Consider the following 12,544-nt stretch of genomic DNA (forward strand, 5'->3'; position numbering starts at 1 on the left):
GGTTACGGACCGTTGAGGGGTGAGTCCATGGACCGGCCTCACGACAAATGAGGCCGGTTCTGGAGTGCGGGAGGTCACGTGGCGCGCATGGTGGTGCGGCGGAGGGCTGTGGCCCTCGGTGTGCATCGCCTGCCCGTGACCGTCCCGGCGCATGACGTGACCACCGTTCGGGTTGACCGGATGGCGCGGTTCGCGGCCGGTGCCCGGCGGCTCGTCGTGCGGGCAGTCACTGTCGGCGCCCTGGTAGCCGCCGGATGGCTGTTCGCCGTCATCTTCGGCATGCTCACCGCCGCCCCGGCGGCGGCCGAAGTGGCGACTCCTACGGCGGACGCGCAAGCGAAGACCACGGCCGCGCAGACCGTGGACGGAGCCGCGTCCGCTCAGGTGCCTCACTCCCTCACCAGCCCCGATGACAACGCCGAGGCCATGGCCGGGCGTACGGTCGACGGGCTCAACAGCCAGCAGGATCCTGGCCTGCCATCGCCATCCACCGCCGGAAAGATCCTGGACACCAATGGCTTGGTGCCCAACGGCGGTGGCAGCGGCTCGTTCGGGGCCGCTGCGGGGGACGTCGCGAGGTCTGTGTTCGACCCGCGGCTGCAGGTGCTGCGCGCCCTCCTGGCGCGGGTGCCTGCCCCCGTCGTCCGCACAGCGGCGGACGACCCCTCCTTCTCGCCTGACTGACCCGCCTTGCAGCTGCCGGTCCTTTCGTTGACCGGCCCCTTTCCGAAGTGACGCGGTTGAGCGCGGTCTGAGACGCCTCTCCGCCGGCGGGTGCACAAACACGTCAGTTCAGCTGTTCGCGAACCCGAGGTCTCCGCTGTGCGCGAAACCTCGCACGGCCTCGGGCTGCCCGCGAACCGTTCCGTAATCCCCCAAGAAGTTATTCCCAAGAAGTTATCCCCCCAAGAAGAACCACTAGGAGCATTCATCATGCGTACGTGGGCAAAGGCATCTACTCCCGCGGCTCTGCTCGCCGTTGCCGTCATGTCGTTCGGCGGCGGCACCGCCCTGGCCGACACCTCGGGCGACGCGTCCGTCGGCGGCGGCAACCAGGTCGACCTGCCGATCTCCCTGCCCATCGACATCAGCGGCAACTCCGTCGGCGCGGTCGGCAGCTCCTCTGCCTCCTCGCAGGGCGGCGCCGAGGTCGTCAACAAGGGCGGCATCCCGGGCAACCGCACCTCGGGCAACGCGAGCGTGCTCGGCGGCAACCAGGTGAACGCGCCCATCAGCGCCCCGGTCAACGCCTGTGGCAACGCCGTCTCGCTGGTCGGCAGGTCCGACGCGGGCTGCAAGGGCGGTGCCACCGTTCGCAACCAGGGCAAGGGCGGCGCGGGCGGTAACCGTACCTCCGGCGACGCCAGCGTGCTGGGCGGCAACCAGATCACCGCGCCGATCTCCGCGCCGATCAACGTCTGCGGCAACGCGGTCGCGATCTTCGGCAGCGCGACGGCGGGCTGCAAGGGCGGCTCCAGCGTCCACAACACCGGAGTGGGCGCGGGCGGCAACCGCACCTCGGGCAACGCCAGCGTGCTGGGCGGCAACCAGGTCGTCGCGCCGATCTCCGCGCCGGTGAACATCTGCGGCAACGCCGTCGCCGTCGTCGGCCGGGCGTTCGCGGGCTGCAAGGGCGGCTCGACCGTCACCAACGGCGGCGGCCACCGGAACGGCTACCACGGCCCCCGCGGCCCCGTAGGCTCCTCGGGCAACGACACCGACGGGCGCTTCGGGGTCGGCAGCGGCAACCAGGTGATCGCCCCGATCAGCGTGCCCGTCAACATCTGCGGCAACGCCGTGGGCAACGCCGCCGCCAGGTGCGAGGGCGGCTCCAAGGTCGAGAACACCCGCCGCGGGTCCGGGGCGGGCGGCAACGTCACCTCCGGCCAGGCGGGCGTCCTCAGCGGCAACCAGGTGGTGGCGCCGATCAGCGCGCCCATCAACGTCTGCGGGAACGCGGTGGCCCTGGTCGGGCACGCGTTCGCCGGCTGCAAGGGCGGCGCCCGCGTGAAGAACGGCGGTACCGGCGCCGGTGGCAACCGCACCTCCGGCCGGGCCGGCGTGCTGAGCGGCAACCAGGTCATCGCGCCGATCACCGCCCCGATCAACATCTGCGGCAACGCGGCAGCCGTCCTCGGCGCCTCCAGGGCCCACTGCAAGGGCGGGGCCAAGGTCGACCGCACCGGTGGCGGCGGCAACCACACCTCCGGCCGCGCCGGGGTGCTCGCGGGCAACCAGATCATCGCGCCGATCGCCGCTCCCATCAACGTCTGCGGCAACGCGGCCGCCGTCCTCGGCGACGCCGCGGCCGGGTGCCTCGGTGGCGCGAACGTCGGCAGGCCCGAGTACGGGCACGGATTCGTCCGCGGCGGCGTCGAGCGGACGGCCGGCAAGGGCTCCAAGGGCGGGCTGCTGCCCATGCTGCCCGCCGTCCCGGTCCTGGGCGGCGTGCAGGACCTCGCCGGCGTCACCCAGAAGGGCAACGACCTGGCCGGGGTTCCCCAGCAACTGGGCGTGACCGGCAAGCTGCAGGAGGTCACGGGTACCGGCCTGACCTCGGTGCCGCTGGTCGAGGACGCCGCCCAGACGTTCGGCCTGCCGAGCCTGCCCGAGCTGCCCGGCCTGCCCGGCCAGGCGCAGAGCCCGGCCCAGCCGAAGAAGAAGCACGCGGCCGGCCAGGTCGACGGCGCCGGGCGCCCCGCCTCCTCGAGCGGCGCCGTGTCCGTGCTCGACCCGGCGACCGGCCTCGTGGCCGGTACCCCGGTCGGCGGCGCCGTCACCTCGGCCACCCACGGCCTTCCGGTCAGCGGCCTGATGAGCGCCGAGCAGCCCGCCGGCCTCGGGGGGATGAACTCCAGCTCCCTGCTCGCCCTCATGATCGGCGCGATGTTCGCCGCCTCGGCGACGCTGTTCGGGACCGCCCGCCGGTTCCGGATCGGCCGGAAGTAAGGGAATCAGGCAGCACGTAACAAGGACGGCTACCGCTCACAGCCTGTGAGCGGTCAGCGTTAGACGCTTTGCCCGTTCCGGGGGCGCGGCCCGGGGCGGGCAAAGCCATGTCCGGGGTTCACAGCGTGCTGCGTACCCGAATGACCTTGCGACGCAGCCGTACGTGGCGGCTACCGTCGGGGTAGACGCGTACGCGGGCCAGCTCCCACTGCCCGTACTCTGCGTGTTCGGTCAGCAGCTGACGTGCTGCTTCACGAGTGAGATCGCGTGGAATGAAGATATCCATGTAGGAGTAGTCGAGCACAACGATTAGTCTCCAGGGTGAGTCAGGGCGCCATGCCGCTCGATGGGCCTTATTCTGCGTGCTTGTGGGTGGACCCGGAAGCTAGTGGGTAGCCCGGGGGAAGGAAATTTCCGCGAGTCGGGTTACCTTTCAGTCTGTACCGACTCCCGGCAGGGGGATTTGCAAAGCGAACAGCGAGGTAGGAAGCAGCGTGCCAGCCAAGAACGGCAGCGCCGGCGGAACACGCCTGGTGATCGTCGAGTCGCCCGCGAAGGCGAAGACGATCGCCGGGTACCTCGGGCGCGGCTACATCGTCGAATCGAGCATCGGCCACATCCGTGACCTTCCGGAGAGGGCCGACGACATCCCCGAGAAGTACAAGGGAGCCCCATGGGCTCGCCTCGGGGTCAATGTCGAGCACGAGTTCGAGCCGCTGTACGTCGTCAACCCGGACAAGCGGTCGCAGGTCAACAAGCTGCGGCAGCTGTTGAAGGACGCCGACGAGCTCTATCTGGCCACTGACGAGGACCGCGAGGGCGAGGCCATCGCCTGGCACCTGCGAGAGGTCCTCAAGCCTAAGGTCCCGGTCCACCGCATGGTGTTCCACGAGATCACCCCGCAGGCCATCCAGGACGCCGTGGCCAACCCGCGCGACCTCAACCTGCGCCTGGTCGACGCCCAGGAGACCCGGCGCATCCTCGACCGCCTCTACGGCTACGAGGTCAGCCCGGTCCTGTGGAAGAAGGTCAAGCCCCGCCTGTCGGCCGGCCGCGTGCAGTCGGTGGCGACGAGGCTCGTGGTGGAGCGCGAGCGGGAGCGCATGGCGTTCACGCCCGCCCACTACTGGGACCTGCAGGCGCTCTTCGACACGAACAAGCCCGAGGAGCGGCCGCGTGACTTCACCGCGACCCTCACGGGGGTCGACGGCAAGCGGGTGGCGCAGGGCCGCGACTTCGCCAGCACCGGGCGGCTCAAGAACGTCGACGTGCTCCACCTGTCCGAGGAGGCCGCGGGCGAGCTGGCCGGGCGGCTGACGGGCGCGTCGTTCGCGGTCAAGTCCGTGGAGCGCAAGCCGTACACGCGCAAGCCGTACGCGCCGTTCCGGACGACCACGCTGCAGCAGGAGGCCAGCCGGAAGCTGGGCTTCTCCGCGAAGTACACCATGCAGGTGGCCCAGCGGCTCTACGAGAACGGCTTCATCACCTACATGCGTACCGACAGCATCACGCTGTCGGAGACCGCCGTGGCGGCCGCCAGGTCCCAGGCGATCAAGCTGTACGGGGCCGCGTACGTGCCCGACAAGCCGCGCGTCTACAGCAGCAAGGTGAAGAGCGCGCAGGAGGCGCACGAGGCGATCCGGCCGTCGGGCGAGGAGTTCCGCACGCCGGGCGAGACCGGGCTGTCGGGCGACATGTTCCGGCTGTACGAGCTGATCTGGCAGCGTACGGTGTCCTCGCAGATGAAGGACGCGGTGGGCGAGTCGGTCACGGTCAAGGTGGGCGGCAGGTCGTCGTCGGGCGAGGACGTCGAGTTCAGCGCGTCCGGGCGGACGATCACGTTCTACGGGTTCCTCAAGGCGTACGTGGAGGGGGCAGACGACCCCTCGACCGACCGCGACGACTCCGAGAAGCGGCTGCCGAACTTGGCGGAGGGCGACGCGCTCAGCGTCACCAGGCTCGACGTGGCGGGCCACTCGACCAAGCCGCCCGCGCGTTACACCGAGGCGTCGCTGGTCAAGGAGCTGGAGGACCGCGAGATCGGGCGGCCCTCCACGTACGCCTCGATCATCGGGACCATCCTCGACCGCGGCTACGTGTTCAAGAAGGGCACGGCGCTGGTGCCGTCGTTCCTGGCGTTCGCCGTGGTCAACCTGCTGGAGCAGCATTTCGGCAACCTGGTCGACTACGACTTCACGGCCGAGATGGAGAAGGTCCTCGACGACATCGCCAACGACCGGGCCGAGCGGGTGCCGGAGCTGCAGCGCTTCTACTACGGCTCCGACGGCGACGAGGGCCTGAAGGAGATGGTCACCGACCTCGGTGACATCGACGCCAAGGAGATCAGCTCGTTCCCGGTCAAGGGCACGGACATCGTGCTGCGGGTCGGGCGTTACGGGCCCTACCTCGACAGGGACGGCGCGCGGGTCAACGTGCCCGAGGACATGACGCCCGACGAGCTGACGGCGGAGAAGGCCGAGGAGCTGTTCTCCAGGCCGACGGGCGACCGGGAGCTCGGGCGCGACCCGGTGTCCGGGAACATGATCGTGGCCAAGGACGGCCGCTACGGCCCGTACGTGACCGAGGTCCTGCCCGAGCCGCCCGAGGACGAGGCGCCCAAGAGGCGGACGAAGAAGGCCGACGCGCCCAAGCCGCGCACGTCGTCGCTGTTCAAGACGATGTCGCTGGACACGATCACGTTCGAGGACGCGCTCAAGCTGCTGTCGATCCCCAGGCTCGTGGGCGAGCTGGAGGGCGAGGAGGTCGTGGCCTCCAACGGCAAGTTCGGCCCGTACCTGAAGAAGGGCACCGACTCGCGCTCGCTGGCCTCGGAAGAGGACCTGCTGACGGTCACGATCGAGCAGGCCAAGGAGCTGTTCGCGCAGCCGAAGCAGCGCGGCCGGCGGGCCGCGGCGGCGGCGCCGCTGCGCGAGCTGGGCGCCGACCCCCACTCCAAGAAGCCCATTGTGGTGAAGGAGGGGCGGTTCGGGCCTTACGTGACCGACGGCGAGACGAACGCGTCGCTGCGCAAGGGCGACACGGTCGAGGACATCACGACCGAGCGGGCGGCCGAGCTGCTGGCCGAGCGGCGCGAGCGGGCGCCGGCGGCCAAGAAGACGACCACGAGGAAGGCGCCGGCGAAGAAGGCTCCCGCGAAGAAGCCGGCGGCCAAGTCGTAAGGCGAGCCGCGAGGTTGGCGGGGCCGCAGGACGCGGCCCCGCAAGTAGCATCGACGCTGTGATCGTCTTGTTCTTCGCGGGCCTGATCCTGCTGGCACACCTTTATCTGTGGCAGCGGATGGTCCGTTCCACCACGGCCCCCGGGCGGCTGCGCAAGGCGCTGACATGGGGCGTGGTGGGGCTGACGGTGCTCGTCGTGGCCACGTTCGCGGCCACGCGGATGGACTTCGGGCACTGGCTGGCCTGGCCGGGCTACGTCTGGCTGGCGCTGATGTTCTACCTGATCGTCTTCCTCGTGGTGCTGGAGGCGCCGCGGGCGGTGGCCGCGCTCGTCCTGCGCAGGGCCTCGCGGAAGGCCGTGACGCTCGAGGCGGCGCCGGTGCCCGTGCCCGCCATGGCGGGCGCCCCGGCGCCCCCCGAGCCCGCTCCCGTGGTGGCCCCGATCAGCCGGAGGCTCTTCCTGGGGCGGACCACCGCCGCCATCGCGGGCGTGGGAGCGCTCGGCACGGTCGGGTACGGCATGACGAGCGCCCTGGGCGACCCCGTGATCGAACGCGTGAAGGTGGCCCTGCCGAAGCTGGACTCACGGCTCGGCGGCCTGCGGTTCGCCGTGGTGAGCGACATCCACCTGGGGCCCCTCACGGGCAGGGGACACACCGAGCGGATCGTCCGCATGATCAACGGCCTGGAGGCCGACGTGGTGGCGATCGTGGGCGACCTGGTGGACGGGTCAGTGGCCCAGCTGGGGCCGCTGGCTCAGCCGCTGAAGAGCCTGGAGTCCCGTTACGGGGCATATTTCGTGACCGGCAACCACGAATACTTCGCTCCCAGCGGGCCCCTGGAGTGGATCGAGGAGCTCGATCAGCTCGGCGTACGCTCGCTGCGGAACGAGCGCGTGGAGATCAGGCACCAGGGTGCCGTGCTGGACCTCGCCGGAGTCAACGACCTCAACGGCGCCTCGGCGGGCGACGGGCCCGACTTCGACAAGGCGCTGGGCGGCCGGGACGCCGGCCGGTCCACGGTGCTGCTGGCGCACCAGCCGGTCCAGGTCGGCCAGGCCGCTCGCCACGGCGTCGACCTGCAGCTGTCCGGCCACACGCACGGCGGGCAGATCGCGCCGTTCAACCTGGTGGTGGGCCTGCAGCAGCCCGTGGTCTCCGGCCTGGCCACGGTCGACGGGGTGCAGGTCTACGTCACCAGGGGCGCCGGGTTCTGGGGCCCGCCGGTGCGCGTCGGGGCGCCGCCCGAGATCACGCTGCTGGAGTTGCGCTGACTTTCCGCGATCTACTGGTCACCTGCGGTCATGATGGCGTAGAGTATCCAACCGGATACTGATCGGAGGTGGGGGATGGTCTCCTCGCCTATGGAGGCGGCGCACGCCGCCTTCTGGGCCGAGCGCGGCGGGCAGCTGTTCAAGCAGGCCCGCCATGCGGCGAGCATGAACCAGCGCGTCCTGGCCAGCGTGAGCGGCACGTCGAGGACCACGCTGTCGGCCTACGAGCACGGCAGGAAGTCACCGACATTGGAGACCGCGGGGCGCATTCTCGACGCGGCCGGCTTCCGGCTGGCGCTCGAGGCCAAGGTCGAGTTCGCGGCCCGCGCGGGCGACGGTCGGACGTTCCACGTGCCGAGCCGGTTGCGGCGGCTGCCGGTCGGGGCGGCGCTGGGCGTCGTGCGGCTGCGGGAGCGGGTCTACGACCTGGCCGACCGGGAGGCGCGCCGGGCCGCGTACACCGTGCTGCTGTGCGAGGGCGAGCCTCAGGAGCTGCTCGATCACGTGGACGGGGTGCTGCTCGTGGAGCTGTGGGGCGAGCTGGAGCTGCCCGGGGAGATCCGCGCGGAGTGGGGGCCATTGGTGGAAGAGGCCCGACGTGAGGCCGGAGTTATGAATTGATGATGCTTTTGGGGGCCTATTCGAGGTCTGCACCCTGCACGCTGGCCCGCGAACGTAATACCCTCAGCCCCGAGTCGGCCGGGAATATCCGGCTGGTCTGTTGTCCGCCCACTTCCTGGATACGCTGAAATCATGACTGCCCCTGGTCGAAGCCGCCCGACCCACGTGCTGGCCAATGCGCCGTTTCGACGGCTTTGGATGGCCATGTCGGTGTGCAGCCTGGGCGACTGGCTCAACATCCTGGCGCTGACCGCCCTGGCCGGTAATCTCACGCAGAACGACTACCGTCTGCAGTCGCTGGCGGTCGGCGGGGTGTTCATCGCCAAGATGCTGCCCGCCGTGCTGCTCGGGCCGCTCGCGGGGGTGTTCGCCGACCGGTTCGACCGGCGGCTGATGATGGTCGTGGCCGACCTGCTCAGGTTCGCCGTGGTGTTGTCGATCCCGTTCGTCCGCAGCTACCAGTGGGTGATCGTCGCGACCGTCCTGGTCGAGTGCGTCAACCTGTTCTGGGTTCCCGCCAAGGACGCCACGGTGCCCAACCTGGTGCGCAAGGACCAGCTCGAGTCGGCCAACCGGCTCAACCTGCTGGTCACGTACGGCACCGCGCCGGTCGCGGCCATGCTGTTCGCGGCGCTGTCCGTGGTGGGCGGTGTGATCACGAGCATGGTGCCGTCCATGGCCGGCCAGGACGCCACGTCGCTCGCGCTGGTCGTCAACGCCTGCGCCTACCTCGTCTCGGCCGTCCTGATCTTCACGCTGCGCGACATCCTCAAGCGTGACGGCGCCATCTCCACGCCCTCCGTGCTCAAGCAGATCGTCGAGGGCTGGCGGTTCGTGGGCGGCAACCGGCTGGTGCGCGGGCTGATCATCGGCATGCTGGGCGCCTTCGCCGCGGGCGGGGCCGTGGTCGGCGTCGCCAAGATCTATGTCCAGGCGCTCGGCGGCGGAGACGCGGCCTACGGCGTCGTGTTCGGCGCGGTCTTCGTCGGCATGGCGCTGGGCATGTTCTTCGGCCTCAGGCTGCTGCGCGAGCTGTCGCGGCGGCGGCTGTTCGGCCTGGCCATCACCGTGGCGGGGCTCGTGCTGGTGGCCACCGCGCTGGTGCACAACCTGGTGATCGTGGTCATGCTGACCGTGCTGCTGGGGGCGTGCGCGGGCATCGCGTGGATCATCGGCTACACGCTGATCGGGCTCGAGGTCGAGGACGGGCTGCGGGGTCGTACGTTCTCGTTCCTGCAGTCCACGGCGCGGGTGACCCTGCTGCTGGTGGTCGCCGTGGCCAACCCGCTGGCGGCGATCTTCGACGTCCACTGGCTGCGGTTCGGCACGATCGCCTACCGGTTCGACGGCTCCAACCTGGTGCTGGTCATCGGCGGGGTGCTCGCCATGGTCGTGGGCGTCCTCGCGCTGCGGCACATGGACGACAGGAAGGGCGTCTCGCTGGCCGGCGACCTGATCGCGGCGGTGCGCGGCGAGCGGTTCCCGGCCGAGGCGGCCGAGGCGGTGCCCGGGCTCTTCGTGGCGTTCGAGGGCGGCGAGGGGTCGGGCAAGACCACCCAGTCGCGGCTGATCGCCATCTGGCTGCGTGACCAGGGCTACGACGTGGTGCAGACGCGCGAGCCGGGCTCGACCAAGGTCGGCATGCGGCTGCGGGCTATCCTGCTCGACGCGGCCGAGCGCGGGCTGTCGGCGCGTTCCGAGGCCCTGCTCTACGCCGCCGACCGGGCCGAGCACGTGGAGAAGGTGATCCGTCCCGCGCTCTACCGGGGCTCGCTCGTGATCACCGACCGGTACGTGGACTCCTCGCTGGCCTACCAGGGGGCCGGGCGGGCGCTCGACCCGAAGGACGTGTCCAAGATCAACGCTTGGGCCACCGGCGGGCTGGTGCCGCACCTGACGGTGCTCATCGACACCCCGCCGCAGGTGGGGCTGACCCGGCTGGGCGGGGCCGCCGACCGGATCGAGTCGGAGCCGCTGGACTTCCACGAGCGGGTACGCAGGGAGTTCCGGGCCCTGGCCGCGGCGGCGCCCGAGCGTTACCTGGTGGTGGACGGCACGCTGGAGCCCGAGGTGATCACCCGCCAGATCCAGGACCGGATCCGCGACATCCTGCCGGACCCGGTGCCGCAGGAGTCCGAGGACGCCACGGGCACGATGCCCGCCATCCGCGGCGACTGGACGATGCCGACCATCCGCGACTAGCCCTCGCGTGGGCGGGGCCCCGGGAGATGGCGGATGTCGCCCGGGTTCTTCCGGGGTCTTCTTTCGGGGTCTTCTTTCAGGCGGGCGCGTCGGCGAGAGTCGCGTACGGGCGTGGGGACTGCCGTCGGCGGTTAGCCTTACGTCGTGGCAGTTTTCGATGACCTCGTCGGGCAGGACCAGGCGGTGGCCGTGCTGTCGCGGGCCGCGGCGGCGGCCGGGGAGGTCGTCAGGGGCGGGCGCGGCGCGGGCATGACACACGCGTGGCTGTTCACCGGGCCGCCGGGCTCGGGCCGGGAGGACGCCGCCCGCGCTTTCGCCGCCGCGCTGCTCTGCCCCGACGGCGGGTGCGGCCACTGCGACCAGTGCCACCAGGTGTTCATCGGCTCCCATCCCGACCTGGAGTCCGTACGCCCCCAGGGCCTGTCCTACAGCGTCAAGCAGACCCGCGAGCTCATCCTGCGGGCGGCCGGGGCGCCGACGCAGGGGCGGTGGCGGGTCATCCTGTTCGAGGACGCCGACCGGGCCACGGAGTCGGCCGCCAACGCCCTGCTCAAGGCCATCGAGGAGCCCCCGCCACGTACGGTCTGGCTGCTGTGCGCGCCCGCTCCCGACGACCTCATGATCACCATCAGGTCGCGCTGCCGGGTGGTCAACCTGACCACCCCGGCCACGGAGGCCGTCGCCCATGTGCTGGCCACGCGCGACAGCGTGCCGCCGGACGTGGCCAGGTTCGCCGCCAAGGCCGCTCAGGGGCACATCGGCAGGGCGCGGGCGCTGGCGCTCGACGAGGGTGTCAGGCGGCGTCGTGAGGCCGTTCTGGGCATCCCGCGCTCGCTGACCGGGGTGGGGGAGTGCGTCTCGGCCGCCGAGCGGCTGGTCAAGACGGCGGAGGAGGAGGCCGCCGCGGCCACGGCCGCGCTCAACGAGAACGAGACCGCCGAGCTGCGCAAGCTCTACGGCGAGGGATCCACGGGCAAGGGGCTCAACCGAGGGCTCGTACGCGGCGGGGCCGGGGCGCTGAAGGAGCTGGAGGACCGGCAGAAGTCGCGGGCCACGCGGATCAAGCGCGACTCGCTGGACGCGGCGCTGCTGGAGCTGGTGTCGTTCTACCGGGACGTGCTGGCCATGCAGTTCGGGGCCGGGGTCGAGCTGGCCAACGACGATCTCCGCTTCGACCTCGACCAGCTGGCCAAGGTGGCCACGCCCGAGGAGACGCTGCGCCGGATCGATGCGATCATGCAGTGCAGGGAGCGGCTGGCGGCGAACGTCAACCCGCAGATGGCCGTAGAGGCGATGATGCTGTCGCTGCGTTCCTGACTCGTGATCATGGGGCGTTGGGCGGGGATGAGGAGCGGCAGTGGCTGACGAGGCACCCTCGGGCTTACGGTCGTTGATCGCCGTGCTGCTGGCCGGGATGTCGGTCCTCGTGGGCACGCCGGCCGCGGCGGACCCGGTGACCGCCCCGGAGGTCAGCACGAGCGACGAGTGGGAGATCGCCGTCTTCCTGTGCACTCCGACCACGTACGGGTGCCACAGGCGCGGTGCCACGGCGAGGCAGAAGCGGGCGCTCAGGACGTTCCTGGAGTCCAGGCCGGAGCTGAGCGGGGTCCGGTTCGTCGATCGGGCGAGCGCGTACGAGAGCTTCCGGCGGGACTTCGCCGGCAACAGGACGCTGCTGAAGGCCGTACGGGCGAAGGACCTGCCGGAGTCGTTCCGCCTCCAGGTGAAGAAGGGGGCCGACCCGGATCGGGTGCGGCACGCGGTGTATCGGCGGCCCGGGGTGGGCGACGTCATCGACCAGGCCGTGCTCTATGGCGATACGCAGCCTATGGCGTCGGAATGGGACATCAGTGTCTACCTGTGCGTGAAGGACTCGGCCACGCCGGCCTGCCTGTCCAGTCGTGGCAAGGCGAACGGGAAGATCGCGACTCTCAAGGAAAAGAAGGCCGTCGTCGCGGAGATCGAGCGGACACCTGGGGTTGAGAAGTATGTCTTCGAGGATCAGGCGACGGCGTACCGGAACTTTGTCGAGAGCTACGCCGACAACGAATCGCTCGTAAGTGCCACCCGGATGTCGGACATTCCTGAGTCGTACCGGCTGACGATGCGGCCCGAGGCCGACTGGAACGCGGTCAGCCGCAGGCTGGCGCGGCTGTCAGGGGTGAGTCAGGTGCGGAACCAGAGGTGTATGGACGCCCAGATCAAGCTTGTCGCGGAGTACGGGCGTGATGACCTGCCCGACAGCAAGGTCTGCGCGCCGAGCCAGTGAACCCGTCGGGTGACGCGAGCAGCAGATGGGGCTGACGGGCGTCTCTGATAC

9 protein-coding genes are annotated in these 12,544 nt (G+C 70.5%); 8 read left to right on the forward strand and 1 reads right to left on the reverse strand.

Annotation, left to right across the window (positions count from 1 at the left end):
* Positions 1–87 precede the first annotated feature (87 nt).
* Positions 88–684, forward strand: coding sequence for a hypothetical protein (locus ACWEPL_RS17160; protein ID WP_350724341.1), 597 nt, complete (start codon positions 88–90; stop codon positions 682–684).
* Between the two features lie 249 nt (positions 685–933).
* Complete coding sequence (locus ACWEPL_RS17165; protein ID WP_452436728.1) at positions 934–2,949, forward strand: chaplin family protein; 2,016 nt, start codon at positions 934–936, stop codon at positions 2,947–2,949.
* 118 nt (positions 2,950–3,067) lie between these two features.
* Here the strand turns inward: ACWEPL_RS17165 and ACWEPL_RS17170 are convergent, their stop codons facing one another.
* Entirely contained in the window at positions 3,068–3,253 is a 186-nt protein-coding gene (locus tag ACWEPL_RS17170) for a DUF5703 family protein (RefSeq protein WP_313043730.1), read from the reverse strand.
* Between the two features lie 190 nt (positions 3,254–3,443).
* On the opposite strand from ACWEPL_RS17170, the gene topA reads away from it, so the two are divergent.
* The 6 genes from topA to ACWEPL_RS17200 all read left to right on the forward strand — a co-directional run bounded on the left by topA (position 3,444) and on the right by ACWEPL_RS17200 (position 12,493).
* Positions 3,444–6,128, forward strand: coding sequence for a type I DNA topoisomerase (topA, locus tag ACWEPL_RS17175; RefSeq protein ID WP_452436729.1), 2,685 nt, complete (start codon positions 3,444–3,446; stop codon positions 6,126–6,128).
* Between the two features lie 58 nt (positions 6,129–6,186).
* Positions 6,187–7,401: a metallophosphoesterase gene (locus ACWEPL_RS17180; protein WP_452436730.1), complete on the forward strand. Its 1,215-nt coding sequence runs from the start codon at positions 6,187–6,189 to the stop codon at positions 7,399–7,401.
* Positions 7,402–7,476: 75 nt separating this feature from the next.
* Complete coding sequence (locus tag ACWEPL_RS17185; protein WP_452436731.1) at positions 7,477–8,022, forward strand: helix-turn-helix domain-containing protein; 546 nt, start codon at positions 7,477–7,479, stop codon at positions 8,020–8,022.
* A 132-nt stretch (positions 8,023–8,154) separates the two neighbouring features.
* Positions 8,155–10,224 (forward strand): dTMP kinase, encoded by a 2,070-nt coding sequence (tmk, locus tag ACWEPL_RS17190; protein ID WP_452436732.1) that lies wholly within the window; start codon positions 8,155–8,157, stop codon positions 10,222–10,224.
* A gap of 144 nt (positions 10,225–10,368) precedes the next feature.
* Entirely contained in the window at positions 10,369–11,541 is a 1,173-nt protein-coding gene (locus ACWEPL_RS17195; protein ID WP_355193478.1) for a DNA polymerase III subunit delta', read from the forward strand.
* A gap of 40 nt (positions 11,542–11,581) precedes the next feature.
* The gene (locus ACWEPL_RS17200) at positions 11,582–12,493 is read left to right on the forward strand and encodes a permease-like cell division protein FtsX (protein WP_452436733.1); all 912 of its coding nucleotides are present in this window, start codon (positions 11,582–11,584) and stop codon (positions 12,491–12,493) included.
* Positions 12,494–12,544: the final 51 nt, after the last annotated feature.

This window comes from Nonomuraea sp. NPDC004186 (assembly GCF_053603495.1).